This window comes from Arthrobacter sp. NicSoilC5 (assembly GCF_019977395.1).
Classification (GTDB): Bacteria; Actinomycetota; Actinomycetes; order Actinomycetales; family Micrococcaceae; genus Arthrobacter.
On the sequence record NZ_AP024660.1, the window covers coordinates 316,052 to 337,334 of the forward strand.

Here is a 21,283-nt window from a genome sequence, read left to right on the forward strand (position 1 = left end):
AGAGGCCCCTAATGGACAGGCTTGTCGACCGCACAATCAGCGCGACGATGTTTACGGATACTTCTCACGACCCAATGCCGACGCACGTGCGGACAGTTGTGGTCGGTGGGGGAATCATAGGTGCAAGTATTGCCTATCATCTTGCAGCTGCAGGTGAGAACGACACTCTGCTCTTGGAAAGCAATGTCCTGGGCAGCGGCACGTCTTGGCATGCGGCAGGACTGGTCACAGGAGCCCGCGGCACCACGACTATGACGAAACTGGCCAAGTACGGTTTGGACTTTTACAGCCAGCTCGAGCAGATGTCAGGTCTGGACGTTTCATTTCAACGTTCCGGTTCCCTTAGCGTTGCGCGGACCGCTGGCCGCGTTGATGAGCTTCTATATGCAAAGGACGTGGCCGACCAGCAGGGGATACGGACTGAATGGCTGAGTCAGGACCGTTACGAGGAATTGTGGCCCCTGGCCTCCTCCTCAGGAGTCGCCGGAGCGCTCCTGCTACCTGACGATGGTCATATCAATCCCGGACACGCAACAGTGGCTCTCGCTAAACTCGCGTACGGCCTGGGGACCCAAATACGCGAAAACGTATCCGTCCAAAAAATCCTTCGCCAGGGTGATCTCGTCGTCGGCGTGCTCACGGACCAAGGAATCGTACACTGCGATCGATTGATTCTGGCATGCGGTTTGTGGACTCGGGATCTCGCGGCCACTGCCGATGTGAAGGTCCCCTTGTACGCTGCCGAACACATCCATGTCCGATCCGCAGAGATTGACGGGGCTGTCGCTGAACTGCCCGTATATCGGGACCTAGACAACAGCTACTACATCCGTCACGAGGCAGGGAGGCTCCTGGTCGGTGCATTTGAGCCTGACGGGCTTCCAAGGCCGCTTAAGGAAATCCCATCCAGCGGTTTCGCCGAGTTCGGGCCGGAATGGGAACACTTCGCTCCGATTAGAGCCAAGGCCGAAGCGGTAGTGCCGGCTCTTGCTTCAGCGGGATTCGATCGATTTCTGAATGCCCCGGAGAGCTTCACTCCGGATGCCAACTTTGCCGTGGGCGAAACCTCAGAACTTTCTAACCTCTTCGTCGCAGCGGGTTTCAACTCTCAGGGCATCATCTTTGCTCCCGGCATCGGCAAGGAGTTGGCCGAGTGGGTCATTTCAGGAACGCCCGGCTTTGACTCATCCTCGGTCGACGTACAGCGCTTCGCGGAACACCAAAACAATCGCAAGTATCTTAATGCACGAACCAAAGAGGGCCTGGGACGGCTGTACGCAATGCACTGGCCGAACCTCCAAATGGAGACGGGCCGCAACGTTCGTCGAACACCCCTTCACGGGCGTCTGGCTGAGCTCGGTGCCTGCTTTGGTGAAGTAAACGGCGGCGAACGGGCGAACTGGTACGGGGACCCAGGAACGTCTCCCAATTATGACTACAGCTATGGACGTCCGACCTGGTTCGACCGCGTAGCCGAGGAGCATGAAGCGGCGCGTGAGGGTGTGGTCCTTTTCGATCTGAGTCCATTCGCGAAGTTCGAAGTTGCGGGCCCTGATGCCCTCGAAGTTTGTCAGATGGCAGCAACAGCAGACGTCGACGTTGAGACTGATAAAGCCGTCTATACGCTCTTCTTGAATGATCGAGCGGGAATCGAACTGGACGGAACCATCACTCGTCTCGGCCGTGACCGGTTCCTGATCGTTACGCCATCGTTCACGCAGCAAAAGACGGCCGCATACCTCAAACGAGTCGCACGGGGAAAAGCAGCCGCAGTGTTTGACTGCACGGCGGCTCTGGCAACCATCGGAGTCATGGGGCCCAAGAGCCGAGAACTTCTTAGCAGGGTTTCCCCAGAGGACTGGTCCGACGGGGCACAGAAATACACCCACGGACGCATGGTCGAAATTGCCGATGGCTATGCCTATAGTCTCCGCGTTAGCTTTGTTGGCGAATTAGGCTACGAGTTGTATCCGAGCGCCGATATAGCAGTGAACGTACTGGATGCGCTGTGGGAAGCAGGGCAGGATCTGGGAGTGAAAATGGCCGGCTATCACGCATTGGATTCACTGCGCAGCGAGAAGGGATTCAGGCACTTGGGCCACGATATCGGGCCTATCGATGATCCGTATTCGGCAGGCCTTCGTTTCACGATCTCCATGGACAAACCGGGAGGCTTCGTGGGCAGGGACGCCCTCCTGAAGCTCGATCCTGCAGCGCCTGACCATCGGACAGTGTATGTGGCCTTAGAAGATCCGGATCCAGTGTTCGTACATGACGAGACGGTCTACTGCAACGGCCTTCCCGTGGGACGCATGACGAGCGGCAGCTATGGCCACACCTTGGGACGAGCAGTCGGAATTGCCGCTATTGACCCTGGCGTAGACCTCTCGGGTGACTTCGAGGTCAAGTGTAAGGGACAGAATTACCCCGCGAAGGTCTCCCGGCGGCCGTTTTACGATCCCAAGGGCGAACGACTCCGCGGGTAGAGCCACGTCCTTCAAAATCCCCTGACATGAACTCAGATGTCGACAGGGCGGCTTATGGACAGCCGGAGTCTCACACGAACACTGAATGGAAGGCCCATGGCTAAGGACGCGATGCAAAAACCGGAGGGCCAATTGGCGAACACTGGCAAAATCCTTGACGGCAAGGCAACAGCTCTTGCCGTAAAAACTGAACTCGCAAGTCGCGTTGCAGCGTTAAAGGACCTTGGCAAGACGGTTGGGTTGGGTACAGTTCTCGTCGGCGATGATCCGGCAAGCCATTCATACGTGGCGGGGAAGCACAGAGATTGTGCTGAAGTGGGAATGGCATCCATTCGTAGGAATTTACCGTCCACAATTTCTCAAGGGGAATTGGAGAGCGTACTGGATGAGCTAAATGAAGATACCCGAACCACAGGCTACATAGTTCAGCTGCCGTTGCCCCCGCACATCGACCAAAACGCTGTCTTGGAAAGGATAGCCCCTCAAAAAGATGCTGACGGTCTCCATCCGATCAACCTTGGAAGACTCGTACTGAACGTCAGCGGGGATCTTACTTCTCCTCTGCCCTGCACCCCTAACGCAATCGTGGAGCTGCTGACCAGACACGGGATCTCTCTCAATGGTTTGGAGGTGGTTGTCGTCGGTCGTGGAGTGACAGTTGGTAGGCCCCTGGGTCTGCTGCTAACACGGCGCGCCTGCAATGCAACTGTCACTTCAGCCCATACCGGATCGGTTGATCTGCCTAAACTGCTTAAGCGTGCAGATGTTGTCGTGGCCGCAGCCGGGGTACCAGGCATGGTGCAAGGCAAAAACCTCAAACAGGGGTCAATCGTCTTAGACGTCGGAGTATCGCGGAACACTGATGCCAGCACCGGCAAGGCCGTCCTTAAGGGAGACGTCGCTGCCGACGCTAGGCACGTTGCCTCCTGGATCTCGCCCAATCCCGGCGGAGTGGGTCCTATGACGCGGGCGATGCTCCTTGCCAACGTTGTTGAGGCGGCCGAACGGGACCTTTCTCTTAATTAAAATTGGAATGCGTCCCGGACGGTGGCGGCTTCGGGCAGTTCGTCGCGAATCGCGTTGGCGAAGGCGCGAAACGGATCAAGCGCCGCGGTTTTGATGCCTGCCGTAGATCTCTCTCCATGTTCTTTGAACCAGTCCGTGTAGGCCTTACCGGAACGGACCGGAACAAGGTCCAGCAACTTGGCGTGGACCACACCTTGGGGGTCGCGGACGTGATCCATGACCCTGGTGTCCATACCAGCGCCAGGTGGTCCGGTATGGGATCAGACGTGCTCGTCAACGCCGAGAGCGTCCACTCCTGTCAGCCTGCCGGCCGTTGTGATCCGCCGGGCGGCTTCTGCCTTGATGGCGTCCCAGGCAGTGTGCCAGGAGACGCGGAGCTGGTGGGCCAGGGCGGAGACCGAAGTGTCGAAACGCTGCAGGCCGTCGGCCGCCCATGTCACGGTCCTGGCAGTGAGTTCTGCCCGGGGCCCGGCCAACTCGTGCTCTTCGGTGAACGCGGTTCTTGGGCGATCCGGGTCCGGGCACCGCCAGACTCGCTTGGCCAGAGCAGTCGCACCGGACGGTCAAAAACACGGGGTGTCATGGAGCCGGACGGTCGGCGGCCATGCCCGATCGCGACGATGCCGCAGTCCGGACTGCCACTGACAGTTTGTGCTGTCTCCACGTGCAGAACCAGGCCGGTCCCGGCCGCTGTGACAGAGCAGACGTGGATACCTTCGACATCAAGAAGGGCGCCGGCCCGCTCGCACCAGCGACCGCCCGGGTTGCAAGTAGCATTGGGCCTAGCAGGGTCACTTTGTTATTTGGAAGCTTGGTAGCGGACAATTCAAAGTCGCACCTGAGCTCTCTCCTCCGCACCATGCCGCAGCGTCATCAGAACACACTCCCGGCCCTGGCGTCAGAGGTCCGCAAACACGCTCATCTGTGAAGGACCAGTAATGTGCCCGGAGCGAGTAGTACTGTTTGGGCACCTTGATCAAGGCCAATGCTAGGCGTTGACACTTCCCGGGCCTGTCTCTGACCGTCCGTTCGCTGAGTGGCCCTTTATGGCGCTCAGGTGACAGGGCTGGTTAAAGTGCCTATTCCCCCGAGGGTGATTTGAACGCGATCTCCCCGGCTAATAGCAGCGAATGTCCCCGGTGCGCCCGTCATCACGATGTCGCCAGGCTCAAGAGTCGTCCAACGGGTGACGTATACGAGACAGTCCACCACACTCGTGGGTAGGTTGAAGGACCCTGAGTCGGCTACAACACGGCCGTTCACGCGGACAGTGATGCTGACTTTGTTAGGATCACTGATTTCTGTTTCAATCCAGGGTCCAAGAGGTGTGTAATTTACCCCGGCTTTGGCTTGGAAAAGTTTCTCGTCGACAAGTCCCTGGTCCGCGTTTGTGACATCGTTTGCAATCGTGTAACCCAGCACATAGTCCATCGCAGATTCGGCAGTTAGTCCGACAGTGCTTTTGCGAATAACTACTGCCAGCTCCCCCTCAGCGTGTACTGCACCTGCGTCCTGAACCGGGTGAATATGATCACCCGGGTTCGCAAGCGTATGGACTGATTTGTGCCATGCCTGCACGGGGAGCGCATGTTTTTTCCCCGGGGGGTTGTGACTCATTCCAATGAGCACGGAGGGAAGAACGGGGACAAGTAGCTTCGCCCCTTCCGTGGGCGTAACTTGACCTGTAAAGGATATGACCTTGGCAAACGGGTCCTTCAGGTGGTGCCATTCGCCGTCCCGCAGCACTGCATGCTGAGGGCCTGCGTTCGTTTGTATCCTAGCGAGCCGCATTATCCACTCGTTCGGTCGGCCAGTGACGCCGGCAGTCGTTTAGTTCTCATAAGGGTCGTTGATGCCGATGTATTGGGTGGTGGTGTACTCGGCGATGCCTTCGGTGCCGCCTTCGCGGCCGAGGCCGGATTGTTTGACGCCGCCGAAGGGGGCTGCGGCGTTGGAGATGATGCCCGCGTTGAACCCGACCATCCCGAACTCGACTTGTTCCGCTACGCGGAGGAGGCGGTTGAAGTCTCGGCTGTAGAGGTAGGCCGCCAGCCCGTATTCTGAAGCGTTGGCCAGTTTGATGGCGTCCTGTTCAGTGGTGAAAGTGGTGACCGGCGCGACAGGACCAAAAATTTCCTGGCTGAGGATCGCCGCATTGTTAGGGACATCGGCAAGGACAGTGGGCTGGTAGAAGTAGCCTGGCCCCTCCGCGGGGCCCCCACCGACCAAGGCGACGGCCCCGGCATCGATGGCAGCTTTGACGAGGGCGTGGACGTCGTCGCGGGCACCGTCGTCAATAAGCGGGCCGACCTGGGAAGTAAGGTCAGTGCCGCGGCCGGTGGTGAGGGCGCCCATCGCGCCTGCAAACTTCCGAGTGAATTCCTGAGCCACGGATTCGTGGACGAGGAACCGGTTTGCAGCGGTGCAGGCCTCACCCATATTCCGCATCTTCGCCGCCATGGCACCTTCTACAGCTTTGTCCAAATCTGCATCTTCAAACACGATAAACGGCGCGTTGCCGCCCAACTCCATTGAAGTCCGCAGGACATGTTGCGATGCCTCTGCCATAAGGCGCCTGCCGACGGGAGTGGACCCCGTGAACGAAAGTTTCCGCAGGCGCGAATCCTTCAGCAGCGGTCCAGATATCTCTGAAGCCGATGATGAAGAAACAACGTTCAAAACCCCGGCGGGAAGACCGGCCTCCATCATGATTCGGGCGAAAAGTTGTGAAGTCAGGGGTGTCAGCTTGGCGGGCTTGAGAACCATCGTGCAGCCAGCGGCGATTGCGGGAGCAACCTTTCGCGTAGCCATCGCCAAGGGGAAATTCCACGGGGTTATCAGCAGGCACGGTCCTACGGGTTTGTGCTGGACCAGGATTTTGTTCTTGCCCTCGGGGGTGGTGAGATAACGGCCATAGTCCCGCACGGTTTCCTCGGAGAACCACCGCAAAAATTCAGCCCCGTAAGCGACCTCTCCCCGGGCTTCCGCGAGTGGCTTGCCCATTTCCAACGTCATCAACAGCGCGAAGTCCTCCGATCGTGCTGTTACTAAGTCAAAAGCACGGCGTAAAATCTCGGAGCGCACTCGGGGAGCGGTCCGCGCCCACGAGGCTTGCGCCTCGCAAGCTGCGTCCAAAGCGGCAACAGCATCCTCGCTAGTGGCGGAAGCCAGAGTGGTCAGGACCTCCCCGGTAGCAGGATCACGCACATCGAACGTGCCGCCGTCGGACGCGTCGAGCCACTGGCCGCCAATCAGCAAGCCCGTCGGCACAGACGCGAGCAGAGATGCTTCGCGCTCTTGGGGAGTGGTGGGCAGCGCAGCTGATTCAACGGTCATTTGTAGTCCTCAAGAGATTGATTTGTAAGCGATGATTGCCCTGCGGGCACTGCACATGGCGCGAAGGGGGATTAATTCACGAAAGACGTGAATCTGCGGCCAAGGTGCGCGGAGCGAGACAATCGGGGCCGCATGCGTAAAAAGCCCTTCACGCTCGGAGGTAACCAGTGAGCGTTAGATGTCCGGTAAATATCCAATATTGTTTCTCCACAGATCCCGTTCGACGGTAGTCCCTGGCGTAATGTCCGCCGAAAGACGGACACTGAACGTTTTTTGATCATGACGCGTGACAACAATCCCGTGTTTTGAAGTGTGGAGCGCGTGCACCATTGCCTCGGCGACCACGGCGCTGAGTCGTTCTTCCATCTCATATCGATGATCTACGGTGATGACTTTGTTGTAAGAGCCTATGTGCGCTGCCATGCCAAAGTTTCCTTCCGAAGCGGTTCGCGAGTTTCCGACCAGGCAATCTTTCAGACATGAGAGCGATTCTTGTGGGATCTGTTGTTTCAGTATGAACTCGAGCAGCAGTTCACGGCCCTACGCCTGTAGCAGTGAGTATGAAGCCGCGAAGGGTGGTCCGAACACAGTTCTTGCGGATAACTTCTGTACATATTTTGTACTTGAGTCTGAACTATGTCTTCCCTGCGCCTGTAAGGACTGTCTGCAGGACAACCGTATTCTTTTGTCTATAAGCTCCTCGGCCGCTCTTGTCCCTAGGGGTTTCGTGCCAGGACTACGCAAGGACTGTCCAAGAGTACAAAAACGGCAGTTATTTCTCGCTTTCGCACGATTTTCACCGTGAACCAAGCGGCCTAGCCTGAGGTGGAAGCAGCGGATGAAATCTGTCTGCGCCCCTGAACAAACGAAAAGGAGATGGCTGTATGGGCCGCATAGGGATTCTTGGTGCCGGCCTGGCTGGGCTGGCAGCTGCTACAAAACTTGCCGAAGCCGGAGAGCACGTCACAGTATTCGAAGCCCGCGACCGCCCCGGCGGTCGAGTGTGGTCCGAAACGCTTGACACGCCCACCGGCTGCTATGTCATAGAACGAGGTGCGGAATTCGTTCTTGACGGCTATACCTCAATGCGACGGTTGCTTTCCCAGTTCGGGCTTCGCTTGGTTGATACTGGCATGAGCTACTACGTTCGTGAGCCCGGCGACGTGCCTGACATCACTTGTGATGACATTATTCGTACCGGGCGGGAAGCGCTGCAACTAGCCAGTAGCAGTGGCCTCCAAGGGACCGCCGAAGCGCTGCTGGCCGACCTGCCCGACGAGCCGGAGTTGGTGGACGCCCTTCGTGCCCGCATAGAGATCTCGACGGCGGTGAGCGCATCAGAGGTTACGGCGAAATCCTTGCACCATATTGCATCGTTCGAACCCAAACCCAGCTGGCGAGTGGCTGGCGGCAATCAGCAGCTGCCCGATGCCATGGCAGGTGCACTTGGGGATGCTGTCCGCTATGGCGAAACCGTGAAAGCGGTTGAGAACATTAGTGACGGGGGCGTTCTCGTCACCACTGATGGCGGTACTTCGGTTTTTGATTCCGTAGTTGTCGCTCTTCCACTGGCCGTAGTCCGCCACCCTCAGGTGACACTGCCCACGAACGAAGCGCGCAACTCAGCCTTGAAGTACGTTCTTCAAGGTCATGCTGCAAAACTGCACCTCCCTTTGGAAACTCAGCCCACCACAAGTGCTGTCATGTCGGTGGAAGGCCGCTACTGGACTTGGACGGCCACCGATGAATCGGGGGGAGTGGTCCCAGTCCTAAACGCCTTTATGGGTTCCTCATCAGCAATAACCCGCGCCAACCTTAGGCAACACCCGGAGGAATGGGTTGCTAAGGCGCGAGCACTCCGGTCCGATCTCACCATCCCAGAGGACGCTTCCGCGCTGACCACTATATGGTCTCAAGATCCGCTGGCAGGTGGGGCATATGCCGCCCACGCCCCAGGTGTGACGGCCGCTGGAACGGCTCTCTTGGAGAAACCGGTTGGAGATGTTTTCTGGGCCGGCGAATATAGCGAACCGGAGTTTGTAGGCCTAATGGAAGGAGCTATACGCAGCGGCGAGCGGGCAGCAGGACGTGTCATTCAGCGCCTTCAAGCACGTTCCCGCAACTCAGATTCCGAAAGAACCAAAGCATGAGCACCGTACTTAACGCTTCTTCAGCGCACTGGCCAAAACCGGTCCCGGTTGCTTCCGAACGAATCATCCAGGGGACACCCGCCGCGAGCACTGTCGTGTTATTCACCGATGACAAAACGGAACTTGGGTTGTGGCGGGTCAGCCCTGGTGAATTCACCACAGTCCATCAGGGATACGAGGAATTTATAAGCGTTCTCGAAGGAGAAGGCCAACTGACTCATGATGACGGCTCGCTGATCACGCTCAAACCCGGAACAGTCCTAATTCTTGAAAACGGTTGGAGAGGTCGATGGAGCATCGACAGCACCCTTGTTAAGTCCTATGCCACAGTTCGAGTGTGAACCAGCACACGGGCAAGCACACATCCCGGAAGGCTTTTACTCCCGGGCCAAAGCGAAAGACGTTTACATCCATCGTTCTACAGAAGGTCTAGACGTGAACAAGCACTCGTCACACCCGTTCAGTCCCAGGTTTTGCCCCATGCGGTCAACCGAGCATCGCGCGCTTTACTTCCGAGATGGGCTGTTCGCGGCCGGCTGCATGTCCGCGGAGAAATCCCGTGACACGGACCTTCCTGCGTCACTCTCGGGGACGCCCGCTGCAAATCGCAGTCCGGAAGTGCGCGATCTTCTTCCCTGGCTCGGGTGGGTCACCGAATAAGCCGGCCTCCGGACAAGTCTGGTCACAGTCTCCGTATACAAAGGAAAGGACACTGAGGTTTTGACAGCAAAATCTAAAATTGGCTAGTCATAGCGCGCTTGGCTGCCGGTTCCATAAATCGGATTCTCTGGCAAGCCTTGATAAGTCTTGCCCAGAATGACCTCGAGTCCAGCGAAATCCCCATCAAGAATCTCCCGCTCTATAGCTATGACTACGACGCCGATTTCTCCCCGGAATGCCTAGTCGCTGAAGCGTGCTATCGAAGCATCCGACGGTATCCTCTTCGTGTCTCACGAATACTACCGTTCCATTCCCGGTGCCCTTAAAAACGCTATTGACTGTGGTTCTCGTCCTTGGGGGACGAATTCATTCGCCCGTAAACGCACGGGAATCATCGGGACCTCTCCCGGACGCATCGGCACAGCAGTGATGCGGTCGTCCTTCCTCAGCATCCTCAGCTTCCTAGAGCACCCCAACTGAATTCGCCTGAAGCGTAGGTTCATATGACATCGACGTATTTGAGGAACGGGGCGAAGTCAAGGATGAACGCACGGCGAAGTTCCTACGCCACATGGACGAGTCCGGCGCCTTCGTCGCCCGAGTCCTGCGGCAAACACAGCCGGGCACATCGGCGATACGGAGCCGGATCAGGACAAGCTATCCCGCTAAAAAACGATGCACCGCAGGAATGTGTGTAGGTTTTGGTGCTTCTTTGCTTTGGAGTTTCCTTGTGAGCACCGATCGCCAGGTTGGCCGCATTAACGCTAACTGAGCAAATATGAATTCGTGCATGTCGAGGCGACATCGCAGTCCTCGCCTGCACGCACCACCGGCTATCTATGACCCCGGCCGGTGCTGGCCTCTCCTGCGTGGATGTCGACAACAGGCTCGCGTTCGATGAGGCTCGTGCATGCTGCACCGGTGTCCTTGCTCGGAAGTTTGGCTGCGAAGGCGCCAGCGATATACCCAACCGCATTTCTACATGCCCGTGGACCGGCCGGTAGTCTCGTGAAAGATCTTCCCGCGGGTTCCCGGTGCGGTCCAGGCCGCTGCCGCGGGGAGATGGCGTGGGGAACCAGACGGTTGGCCATATGGGTGTTTGCAACGAGCGCTACGAGCCAACCTTCCGGCGGAGCCTCTCTCTGCGTCAGTTCCAGCGTCGTGGCGCTCCTCACCTCCGGCATGGCGAAGGTCCGCCCATCCCACCGCTAAGTTGGTCCGGCTTACTTGGTATCGCTCTCGCAAGCGAGCGTATCCTAGGAGGCCGCAACAACCCTGGCAAGGACCGATCAGGGGAGACGAACTAGGGCTTGACCTTTGTGGTTAATCGGGAACACGACTCCTCGTTTCGCTTTCGCAACAACAGGATTGCCAGTTCACCTTCTACAGCCTTCAAAGCACTGATCCTGCCGGGCCGCGTGGCCCCGACATTCCTCTGTTTCCTAGGTGAATCGGAACCTCCGCGCGCCGAACTCAACCTGCCATCCCACCTTTGGCCCCCGCTTACGGCAGAGAGTGGATCGTAAAAGATGACATCAAAGCCGTGCCGTCCAGTTGTCACGCCCGCAGGGAGGGGCGGCGCTGGAATTGCTGGTGTGACCCAATCGGGGATCCTTGCTCGGTAGTTCATTCCGTGCTTTCCTTTTCAAGCTCTTTAGCCAGGTCACGGCCTTTCCGATCTTGCCAGTCGGTTCCAGGAAATTCATAGACGATAACCTCTTGGCAGCCATACCCGGAAACCCTCATCGCCGTAGACGGCTATGCGTCCGCGGCCGCCGTCAAGCCAGACCCAGAAGACCGATGCATCTTGTGTAACGACATCGACTTCCCCGGAGACCGCCGGCTCACCGTCCCGCTGAACGATTACATAGTGACCTTCCTCCAGCTGGGCCCAGTCGGCGGCCAAGAGGTCTTCGCCCTTCTCGTGCGCCTTGGGAAAAGGGACTCCACAGTTATCCCGAGGTCCAGCGTCAAAGCTCATCGTCGGCCGTGCATCTACTAACGCGGCAGCTGCATCCGCCCACATGGAAAAGAATGCAAGCGATGATATGTGAGGGAACGAGTACGCCACCATGGGCCTCATTCGAACCCGGAGCGGGGTTCTCGGAACCACTACAATCCATACAAACTCCTATGTGGGGCACCGCCGTTGGCTGCCACTGAACAGTCCGGAGCCATGGCGACGCGAAGGCGATCGTCAAAAAGGCCAATTCCCAACAGAATTTAGCGTGCCTGTGACCCCCAAGGCCATGCAGTCAATGACTGAGCGGTCATTGCTTTTTGTACGCACGTACGGTTGCGCAGCGGCCAACGATACTGCCCTCGTCTATACAATCATTCCCACCTACACCCGTAACTACTTTACAAAGGACAGCCTCGCCGGGCCGCACCACAATGCTAAAGATCCGGGTCCAAGCCGCAGGTTTCCACACTGGCAGCCATGTACGGTCTGCGTGCTTCGCCGTTCCGGCCAGAGCATGCAATTGTTACTCGCTAGGGAACGCACTTGAAGCGTTAGACGTAGCGACACAAGGTGCGCGGCATTTTTATCAATTCACGACAATCGCGAACGGTCCGCCGGGCCCCATAGTTATCCGTGTCACTCAAGACGGCGCAGCACGGGCGTCTTCAGATCCATTAAGGAAAAGGAGAATGGTGAACTATGGCGGAAAGCGCAGCTAGTGCCAACAACATAATGCGAAAGCGGCTGAAATGGACCGATGGCTTCGCCCTGACGATCGGGGTTATGACGACGGGTATTTTCACCTCCGTCGGATACACAATGGGTACGGTAGGCCTGTGGGGCATGATCGCGGTATGGGTAAGTGCCGCGTTGATCGGACTACTCCAGGTCATGCTGTTCACTGAAATGGCGCTAATGTTTCCCAACAAGACTGGCGGCATTGGCGTGTTCGCCCACGAGGCCTGGCGGAAGTATTTTGCACCAATTGGTCCGTTCTGTGTCTACGGATACTGGATGGCTTGGTCACTCGCGCTCTCGGCGGTCGGTTTGACCTTTGGCAATCTTGTTAAAGCACAGTGGTTTCCGGATACCGGAATCTTTTTTACAATCTTTGGCGTAGATATTGGTACTCAGCATTTTATTGCAGCAGGTGCAATTATTTTGGTGTGGATGCTAAATGTGTTAGGGGTCAAGCCAACAGTTCGTGTTTTGTGGATCCTCAACATCGGAGTTGTGTTTGTCCTGCTCGTATTCGTGGTTATGCCATTCATAACAGGACAATGGAGCGCGGAGAGCTTCACGTTCCATTTCTCGGGGGCATGGGGCGGCTGGAAGCTCGCTATAGCTTTGATGTATTTGGCAGCCTGGAGTGTATACGGTACCGAAATTATTGCGACTTTCGCCCCGGAGTTCGGTGATACGAAGCGGGACGTGCCCAAGGCGACTTCGTTCAACGGGTTCACAATGGTTGCTATTTATATCTTGGTGCCTATCGGTGCAGCTGGCACGCTCGGCGAGAACGCTATAGCCAATGATCCCATTGGCTACGCCGTGTTGGCTTTCCAGCACTTAGTCGGGCCAGCCTCGGGGTTCGTCACTCTAGTTGTCTGTGCATCAATGTTTGCCTCGATGACAGCCTCCAGTGGTGGCGCGGGACGAGCGCTCTTCGGACTCGCACGCGAGGGCATGACGCTCAAACAGCTGGACCATCTTGGCAAGCGAAGTGGCATGCCCGTACGACAGATGACACTGGACATGGTGGTCAATGTTGCGATGGTGTTCTTCCTTGGGTCAACACTGGCGGTACTATTCGCCAGCAACTTCGGATACCTCGTGTGCACAACATTCGCAGTCGCCGGGTTCGTGTTGCTGCGCAAGGACCGCCCAGACTGGCCGAGGCCGTTCAAGTTGCGATCTTACTGGGTGGGTATTGCCGCGGTCCTTGCGATAGTTGATGCTGTCATAGCCTTGGTCGGCTTCCTTAACCCGGATCTGGGCGGTTACGGGGACGCCAGCTCGATCTTCATCGCTTTAATCCTGCTTTCTTTCGGGCCTATCACCTACGTCATCAGGAAGAAGTTCCAGGATGGTGTGAAGCTGGTGCTCCGGGAATGGGTGCCGACTCACCCAGACGAAGAAGACCCGTCGTTTGAGGGCAAGGCAAAAGGTGAAACAGCCACAAGGCCGGCGGCTGCCGAATCAAGCTGACCGTGGGGTGAAGTTACTTGCATGTGCCGCCTGGTTGATGCACGACGCAGGATGCGCCTCTTCCACGGGAGCATCGCTCGAAAAATTCGTAAGGGGCATTCCATGGTTGTCGTGACCAGTTCTGCATAGGGCGTGGACTAGCCTCCGCTCTGAGTGAGGCGCCGTTCTTAATCGCATGTTAGAAACGAGGAGGGTGCTCGAAGCCGCGACGTAGTGGTTATCCAAACCATAGTTTGCCGAGCGAACGAGCACCCTTTCCGTTTCTAATTTCGCCAGCTTTTACGTGATGGCCCTGAGCTACGCCGAACACTCGCAATGGGGACAGACATAACCCCGTCGGCTTAGACCTTTACGACTCTGGTTTCGTGGACCCCACGGCTTCGAACCAGGCGCTGATCAGCCAGATGCAAGCATCAGATTAGCCCTGCCGTGATGCCTGAGCCCGACCTCTTCGAGGTGCTCTCTCCAGTCGAACTGAAGCGCCGATAGTTTGCCCTGTTGTAAAGGTGGAAGAGAGTGATGGGTCCCCTGGATGCCTCAGTAACCGTGAGCTTGCTCCCCCGGGCCAGCGAAGGGTTCACCTGCGTCGTACTAAATTTGTTGGAGCAGTAGATGGAGCAATCGTCCCTGAACAATAAGACGGCAGCCGGAGCGGCGCTGCTGGTTGCTGTGAGCGCATGCGCCCCTGCCGGCGTCGACTGGCAGCCTGTGCACGAAACGATGTCAACGGACATAGCCAGGATTGTCGTGATTGGAGACTCGCTGAGTACCGGGTTGGGGACATCCCCACAACAGGCTTGGCCAGAACTCCTTAAGTCGGCACCCGGTTTCGACAAGCGTGCGGTTGAGATCACTAATGCTGCCGAGAACGGCAGCGGCTACGTAGCCACGGGTGTTGACGGCGACACTTTCCGCGGGGAAGTCCAGGCGGCAGTCACACCTTCAGCCGATGTGATCTTGTTTTTCGGGTCAGACAACGACGCGGGGACAGATCCTGAGGAGCTCAAGGCGGCGGTCGCGTCAACGTTCGACGCCGCGTCGTCGCTGGCTCCCCAGGCCAGTCTCGTGGCGATCGGTCCATTGACCGGGAGCGAGGGGCTGGATCAGGTGTTGGCCGCCGTGTGCCGTTCTGACGCTTCTGCCGCGCGCGACAAAGGGGTGAAATTCGTTGATCCCATAGCGGAGCACTGGCTCGGTGGCCGCGTCAGTGTGCTGCTCGGACCCGACGGCGAGCATCCCAGCGCCAAAGGACAGAGGTTCCTGCGAGACAAAATCGGGAGAATTCTTAGGTCCGCCCTATCCGACTGAAAGGCTCACCTTTTGGTAATCTCCCAGGTGCAGCGGGGGGGACCTTCGCGGAAGCCGCATGACGCACAGGTGACCCCTGACGGCTGCCAAGGTTTTCCTCTTTACCGTCACCACTTCTGCTTTCAAGGCCGATAATAAGGATCCCGTCAGCTCGGGGGGAGTGGTCAGGATTGCCAATTCATGACGGGGCTTTGGCTTCAGGACGTCGTCGTGCGCTTGTGTCAGGGTAAGGCGAAGTTCAGATTTACTGACAGTAGATCATGATGTTCTCAGATCACAGCCGGACGGTCGGAAGGGAAGAGGCCAAGCGGGTGAATCCCGGGGGTAGTCGAAGTACGCAAAGAAGTTGGGGCTTGACGGGATTAACTTGGGGCCGTGAGGAGCTATGCCCGCGTGCGCCTGAGAGGAGGCGTTAAGAACGAATGGGAGCCCCGTCCAACGTACGCGTGTTTCGCTTTGCCAGGCGCTTTCCACGTCAGATTGGGGTGTAGCCCATGCTGACCGCGAAGAATGGCTCTATAGGCCCGATTCCGCACGGCGGAATGCCCAGGCGGGGCTAGGGCGTGTCTCCTAAAGCGGTCAGCCAGATGCTGATGGCTCGGAGGACTGCTCCGCCGCGGTAGGTGAGTGCGAGTTTGTCGGAGCGGGTTGCCAGGGCTCGCCACTGTTTGAAGGTGTTGAAGTTGCGTTCGACGACGTTGCGGGCTTTGTAGTCCTCTTTGTCGAAGGCCGGCGGCCTGCCACCGGTGGATCCTCGGCGTTTCCGATGGCCGATCTGGTCCGATGGTTGCGGGATAACAGCGACGATGCCGCGGTCGCGGAGGCTGGTTCGGATGGCTCTGGAGGAGTAGGCCTTGTCACCGCGAACACGGTCCGGGCGGGTGCGCGGCCTGCCCGGACCAGCCCGGTTGATCTTCAACTGGTTCATCAGGTGGGGGAACATCGGCGCATCCCCGCCCTGGCCCGGCGCGACCAGCAGCACCAAAGGCCTGCCCTTGCCATCAACCAAGGCATGAATCTTGGTACTCAATCCACCGCGGGACCGTCCAATTGCATGGTCATCCGGCTCAGCAAACAGATTCATGTAATTCGAGCCGACCCCCTGTGGCACGGGGAAGGTTGGTGCCGTGCTGGTGGGCGCGGTTGACTGTCGAGTCGACCGAGACCGACCAATCGACTTCACCCCGGGAGTCCGCGATCGTCAGCAGTTTCGCGAGAATGCTGTCCCAGGTTCCGTCGCCGCTATAGCGCCGGTGACGCTTCCAGATCGTCTGCCAAGGGCCGAACTCGGCAGGCACATCCCGCCAAGCGATCCCGCACCGATACCGGTAGATGATGCCCTCGACCACCCGGCGGTCGTCCCGGAAAGGACGACCCCGGCGGCCAGTCGAGGACGGCAGCAACGGCTGAATGCGGGCCCACTGCCCGTCAGTCAAAACAGAAGTACGCGACACCCATCAAGCATCCCCGACGCCGACATGAGGATTTAGGAGACACGCCCTAGGCGACCCAGCTATTGGGGCTGATACTGCTTGGGGCCATGTGCACGTTGACGCCCAGGTCCCGGATGTCGTCCCGCATCTCGAGCGGAAGCTGGTCGTCGGTGATGATGGTATCCAGCCTTTTCAGCGGCGCCACGTTGAACCGGGATACGGTGCCGAACTTGGTGCTGTCCGCAAGCAGGAAGGACGACGACGACGCCTCGAGCGCGGCCAGCTTGACCTCCACCTTGTCCATCGAGGGCGTGGTGACACCCCGGGCCATGTTCCAGGTGCCCGTGCTGAGGAAGAACAAGTCGATGTTGATCGACTTCACGACGTCCGCGGCGATACGCCCGCAACTCGAGGCGCTCGACGGGTCAACAACACCGCCGGTGTGGATCGTCTCAACCTCCGGATGGGCGAACAGGCTACTCACCACGTAGAAGTCGTTCGTCACCACAGTAAGGTTCTGGCGGCCCGCGAGGTGCGGCACCACCGACTGGCAGGTAGTTCCCGCATCCAGGAATACCACCATGCCGTCTTCCACGAACCCGGCGGCGAGTCCGGCGATCGCCTGCTCGCGGGGAAGCTCCAGCTGCGCGCGGGACTGCCGTTCCCGCGGGGGCTCCTGGCTTGTCCATTCGGCGAGGCGCACGCCGCCCTTGACTGAGACGACCTGGCACTGGTCCTCCAGCGCAGTGATGTCCCGGCGGACCGTCATGTGGGAGACCTTCATGTAGTCCGTCAAACTGCGGATACTCAGGACGCCCTCGCGGCGCAGGAGTCGGAGGATCTCCTGATGGCGCTGTTCAGGGATGAGGGGTTGCACTGCTGGGCTCACGGCTTCTCCTTCGGGCTTGCCGCCCCCGCCCTGAAAACATCAATCAGCGCAACGCCGGTCTCCCGGCCCCATCTGTAGCTAAAGCAGGTCTAGGGAGATCCGTCTGCTTGGCTGTATGGTGCCGCGCGTGAAGAGGCTAACTACATGGGGACGGCGGTGGCCAGGTTGAGCGCGGGACAGCGGCCCCCACCGTTGCGGTGGAGGGGCTGTCCTCTCCTTTGTCACTTCACCGGAATCGGTTACAGAGACGTCAAGATTTTGAGCTGGGCCGACCGGGAATATGACTAAGAATAGATTTTGAAAAGCCGCCATCGACGCAGATGTCCTGGCCGGTGACGTAGCCCGATAGTGGGCTTATAAGAAATTCGATGACATTGGCAATGTCCATGGGGTCACCGATTCGGGCCAGAGGGATAATCCTTTCCCTTGCCTTTTTGATTTGGGGATCTTCGTACATTTTTTCGGTCATCCGCGTGTGGGTCATGCCCGGGGAGACGACGTTTGAGCGGATTCCGTCGGGGGCCCATTCCAGTGCGAGTGTTTGGGCCAGCATTGTCAGTGCAGCTTTGCTGGGGCTGTAAGCGCCGGATCCGGCGTGGGGTAGCTGACCGGACATGGAAGAGGTAAAGCATGCGGCGCCCTGGCTTTGCTTCAGGTGGGGGTAGCTTGCCTTAGCCAGAAGCCACGCGCCGCGGAGGTTAACGGAGAACATGTTGTCCCAGTCTTCAAGTGATACGTCACAGATCGCACCGGGATTGGCGATTCCCGCGTTTGCTACCAAGGCGTCCAGGCCGCCGAACTCAGCTACCGCGGTCTCTACCAGTTGACTTGGCACATCAGGGTCACCGATATCGCCCGCCAGTGCGATGGCCGTACCGCCGAGGGACTGGATTGAGCGAACGACTTGCTCCTGGCTGCTGTTCGGTTCGTGTCCACCGACCGCGATCATCGGATGCACACCCCGGGCCAAGGCAGCCTCTGCGATTCTGACGCAGGTAGCCGCTCCTATGCCGCTGCTACCGCCGGTAACCAAAGCTCTCATCACACAGTTCCTTTTTACTAGTGGTTCACACAAAAATTGTTTGACTGCCTAAACGGTAGAAATCGCCGGCTGGAGATGGCTTGTTTTGCTCATCAATTCGGCTTGTAGTCCGGAATTCCGTCCTAAACCGCAGCTGGCCCGCTTGCTGAAGGCTTGCTAATGGCCCAGGTCCCAGCCTTGGTTCTTGAGCTCCTGCATCGCCTTATTGAATTCCTGTAGGGGGTTCTCTTCGCGGATAATCTCAAGGACTACGTTGTTGACGCCGCACGTTTCTTTTACGGCTCTACCCAGCCCGTTCCAGTCGATCACTCCGGTGCCGATGGGATCATGGCCCCACGTGTCCGTGCCCGTATCCGAGATATGCACAAGTCCGATCGATTCGTGGTGGGAGCGCAGGCCTTGTACAGGATCTTCTTTTATGTAGGCCGCGTTCGCGACGTCGTAAACGATCTTGACTGCTTCGTCGTTGATTGTGCTCACGACGCCTGCCAGGTCCTCGACGGTAGGAGTGAAGCAGTAGGGAGTGTTTTCAAAGAGCAACCGCGTGCCGGCCTGTTTGGCCAGCGGGATGAGAGCCTCCAGGCTTTCGTACATCCACCCGTACACCTTTTCAAGTGAAGGTGAGATCATGGGGCGCCTTGTGCCGGGGGATATCACGACGTCGCGTACATCCCACGCTTCGGCCAGGTCAATCACCTGCTTGATGTGCTCGACGCTCTTACGGCGCATGTTGGCGCCGGGGCTGGCCAGGTTGATGTCGTACCCGCCCGCGTTCAGTGACCTGATGGTCGCACCGTATGCGTCGAGCCTTGCACGACTTGCCGAACGCTCCTGGAGGGATATTTCGTCGGGCCAGCAATGTGGCGAGCTGATCGGAACTTCGAAGGTTTTGTACCCGTTCTCGGCCAGTTCAGCTATTGCATCGATTGCTGTAGCTGACCATAGATAGGAAAAAGTATTGATAATCATGCCGTTCATTGCAGGCATCCTCTCTGTTCACCGCCTAGTCATGACGCGCTGCGAATTTTCAACCCTGCAAAAGGATCGCCAGCGCGAGCCGGGCAGCTCAACGAAACCCGGAGCGCAAGCCCCTTCTTCTCATTTGGTCGAGCCGTCACGGCTGTTGGTACAGCGTGCCTAGTGGGAACGCTTAGCCCCGTCGGTGGCAGACGAGGTGCTCGAGACCAGGTGTTCGCCTTCCAGCACCTCAGGGTCAGCCAGCGCCACAGTGGCACGGTCACCGCGGTTGCCGGTCTCGGGCAGCGTGAAGTAGACGACGAGGCAGAGGGCGACGATGACGATCATGTAGACCGCGACGAGCATCGGCTGTCCGGCGCCGACGAAGGCAGCGGCAATCAGCGGGGCGGTGCCACCGAAGACGGCAATCACGATCTGGTGAGCGAACCCGATACCGGACACGCGGACTGATGCCGGGAACAGTTCGGCCTGGATGGTTGGGTAGATCGACTGCCAAATACCCAGAACCACCCATCCGGATGCCGACACCAGAACGTATACGCCAAACCCGGGCTGGTTCAGCAGCAGGAGCAAGGGGTAGAAGAGGACGATCATGCCGATGGCGCCGATGATGGGGAAGATTTTGCGTCGGCCGAGTCGATCAGAGAGAGCACCGCAGACCGGCACGATGACCACGAGCAAGGCGAGCCCGATAACGCTTCCGGCCAGGGTGGAGGACAGGTCCCGGCCGGAGGTCAGCTTGGCGTAGGTGGGAAGGAATGTGGCCCAGGTGTAGTAGGCAACGGCCGGGGCAGAGAGGGCAGCTGCCTGGAGCAGAGCCTTCGGGTGTTCACGAAGCAGGTCCCACAGGCGGGCGGCAGCGGTCTTTTGATCGACGAGGGCACCTGCCTCGAATTCAGGGGTCTCCTCCGCGCGGGCCCTCAGGATAAGGCCGACGACGCCGAGGATGCCGCCTGCGACGAACGGGATGCGCCATCCCCATGCGGCGAGGTCAGCAGGTGAGAAGGATGATGTGACGATTGCGGCGGCGCCGGTAGCTGCCAGGGTCGCGAGGCCGCTGGCCATGTTGGAGAATGATCCGAACAGGCCCCTTCGGTTTGCGGGGGCGTGTTCGACCATGAACGCGATGGCGCTCTGCGCCTCACTGCCGGCGGAGATCCCCTGCAGGATCCGGGCAACCAGGAAGAGAATCGGTGCTGCATACCCGATGGTGGCAAACGACGGTGTGAGGCCGATGATCAGCGCACCGAGCGCCATGCCCGAGATCGACAGGGTCAGGATGAGCCGGCGTCCGAAGCGGTCGGCGAGTGGGGAGATGATGATTCCGCTGAGCGGGCGTACAACAAATCCGACTGCGTAGGTGAGCAGGGCTGCAACCAGGGATGCGAACGGGGAGTCGCTGGGGAAAATCTGTGTTGAGAACACTGCCGCTAGCAGGCCGTAGATGTACCAGTCGTACCACTCGACAAAGTGGCCGATGGTGCCCGCGACCATGTTGATGTGGCCGCGGGGCTCCTTGGGCACTGCCGAAGGGCCCGGGCTGTCGAGCGCTTCCTTTGAGGTCTTCATTGAACTCTCCATACTTTCACGTTTATTGAGGAGCGGTAACGGTATGTAGGGCAATCCATGCCTGTCACAGTTGCTGTTACCGCCGGGTCTCTAAGATCACTAGCACCAATACGATTCGATTACTGAGATCGGTTGCTGAGATCGGTTGCAACCACACTACGGGCGACAAAAGGAGCTTGTCAACGTCTCACTGTGAGCCGCGTCGCAGCTGCCCCCATGGCTGGCCCTGCCCCAG

16 protein-coding genes and 1 pseudogene are annotated in these 21,283 nt (G+C 58.5%); 7 read left to right on the forward strand and 10 right to left on the reverse strand.

The genetic code is table 11. The features are described from left to right. Window positions 1–11 precede the first annotated feature (11 nt). Both LDO22_RS01410 and LDO22_RS01415 read left to right on the forward strand, forming a co-directional pair. The gene (locus LDO22_RS01410) at window positions 12–2,486 is read left to right on the forward strand and encodes an FAD-dependent oxidoreductase (RefSeq protein ID WP_159630033.1); all 2,475 of its coding nucleotides are present in this window, start codon (window positions 12–14) and stop codon (window positions 2,484–2,486) included. A gap of 96 nt (window positions 2,487–2,582) precedes the next feature. Beyond that, window positions 2,583–3,512, forward strand: a complete 930-nt coding sequence (locus LDO22_RS01415) for a bifunctional methylenetetrahydrofolate dehydrogenase/methenyltetrahydrofolate cyclohydrolase (protein WP_224025796.1) — start codon at window positions 2,583–2,585, stop codon at window positions 3,510–3,512. Here the strand turns inward: LDO22_RS01415 and LDO22_RS01420 are convergent. The 5 genes from LDO22_RS01420 to LDO22_RS01440 form a co-directional block, all read right to left on the reverse strand. Continuing rightward, window positions 3,509–3,730, reverse strand: coding sequence for a transposase (locus LDO22_RS01420; RefSeq protein WP_263422189.1), 222 nt, complete (start codon window positions 3,728–3,730; stop codon window positions 3,509–3,511). The two genes, LDO22_RS01415 and LDO22_RS01420, sit on opposite strands and share 4 nt — an antisense overlap. A gap of 42 nt (window positions 3,731–3,772) precedes the next feature. Then, complete coding sequence (locus LDO22_RS01425) at window positions 3,773–3,952, reverse strand: hypothetical protein (RefSeq protein ID WP_346347080.1); 180 nt, start codon at window positions 3,950–3,952, stop codon at window positions 3,773–3,775. 613 nt (window positions 3,953–4,565) lie between these two features. Continuing rightward, complete coding sequence (locus tag LDO22_RS01430) at window positions 4,566–5,303, reverse strand: fumarylacetoacetate hydrolase family protein (protein ID WP_224025799.1); 738 nt, start codon at window positions 5,301–5,303, stop codon at window positions 4,566–4,568. Between the two features lie 39 nt (window positions 5,304–5,342). Next, complete coding sequence (locus tag LDO22_RS01435; RefSeq protein WP_224025800.1) at window positions 5,343–6,848, reverse strand: NAD-dependent succinate-semialdehyde dehydrogenase; 1,506 nt, start codon at window positions 6,846–6,848, stop codon at window positions 5,343–5,345. 174 nt (window positions 6,849–7,022) lie between these two features. Continuing rightward, window positions 7,023–7,271, reverse strand: coding sequence for a hypothetical protein (locus LDO22_RS01440; protein WP_224025801.1), 249 nt, complete (start codon window positions 7,269–7,271; stop codon window positions 7,023–7,025). Window positions 7,272–7,732: 461 nt separating this feature from the next. Between LDO22_RS01440 and LDO22_RS01445 the strand changes: the two genes are divergently transcribed. The 5 genes and pseudogenes from LDO22_RS01445 to LDO22_RS01465 all read left to right on the forward strand — a co-directional run bounded on the left by LDO22_RS01445 (window position 7,733) and on the right by LDO22_RS01465 (window position 15,137). Further along, window positions 7,733–8,998, forward strand: coding sequence for an NAD(P)/FAD-dependent oxidoreductase (locus tag LDO22_RS01445; RefSeq protein WP_275966964.1), 1,266 nt, complete (start codon window positions 7,733–7,735; stop codon window positions 8,996–8,998). Further along, complete coding sequence (locus tag LDO22_RS01450; protein WP_224025802.1) at window positions 8,995–9,339, forward strand: cupin domain-containing protein; 345 nt, start codon at window positions 8,995–8,997, stop codon at window positions 9,337–9,339. The genes LDO22_RS01445 and LDO22_RS01450 overlap by 4 nt, the downstream gene beginning before the upstream one ends. Window positions 9,340–9,747: 408 nt before the next feature. After that, window positions 9,748–10,327, forward strand: a pseudogene (locus tag LDO22_RS01455) (NADPH-dependent FMN reductase). A 1,993-nt stretch (window positions 10,328–12,320) separates the two neighbouring features. Then, window positions 12,321–13,829 carry an APC family permease gene (locus LDO22_RS01460; protein WP_224025803.1) on the forward strand — a complete coding sequence of 503 codons (1,509 nt, stop codon included), beginning with the start codon at window positions 12,321–12,323 and terminating at the stop codon, window positions 13,827–13,829. Window positions 13,830–14,441: 612 nt separating this feature from the next. After that, window positions 14,442–15,137: an SGNH/GDSL hydrolase family protein gene (locus LDO22_RS01465; protein WP_224025804.1), complete on the forward strand. Its 696-nt coding sequence runs from the start codon at window positions 14,442–14,444 to the stop codon at window positions 15,135–15,137. 556 nt (window positions 15,138–15,693) lie between these two features. Here the strand turns inward: LDO22_RS01465 and LDO22_RS01470 are convergent. From LDO22_RS01470 to LDO22_RS01490, 5 genes are all read right to left on the reverse strand, one after another. Beyond that, window positions 15,694–16,591 (reverse strand): IS5 family transposase gene (locus tag LDO22_RS01470; RefSeq protein WP_224025805.1). Its coding sequence is split into 2 segments (ribosomal slippage): window positions 15,694–16,239 and window positions 16,241–16,591, totalling 897 coding nucleotides; the frame shifts between segments, so codons are not numbered across the junction. A 46-nt stretch (window positions 16,592–16,637) separates the two neighbouring features. After that, window positions 16,638–17,459, reverse strand: coding sequence for a DeoR/GlpR family DNA-binding transcription regulator (locus LDO22_RS01475; protein WP_224025806.1), 822 nt, complete (start codon window positions 17,457–17,459; stop codon window positions 16,638–16,640). 250 nt (window positions 17,460–17,709) lie between these two features. Next, the gene (locus LDO22_RS01480; RefSeq protein ID WP_224025807.1) at window positions 17,710–18,501 is read right to left on the reverse strand and encodes an SDR family oxidoreductase; all 792 of its coding nucleotides are present in this window, start codon (window positions 18,499–18,501) and stop codon (window positions 17,710–17,712) included. Between the two features lie 156 nt (window positions 18,502–18,657). Continuing rightward, on the reverse strand, window positions 18,658–19,479 hold the full coding sequence (locus tag LDO22_RS01485; protein WP_224025808.1) for a sugar phosphate isomerase/epimerase family protein: 822 nt from the start codon (window positions 19,477–19,479) through the stop codon (window positions 18,658–18,660). 159 nt (window positions 19,480–19,638) lie between these two features. Beyond that, a complete protein-coding gene (locus LDO22_RS01490; protein ID WP_224025809.1) occupies window positions 19,639–21,048 on the reverse strand; it encodes an MFS transporter in 1,410 nt (469 codons plus the stop codon). Window positions 21,049–21,283 lie beyond the last annotated feature (235 nt).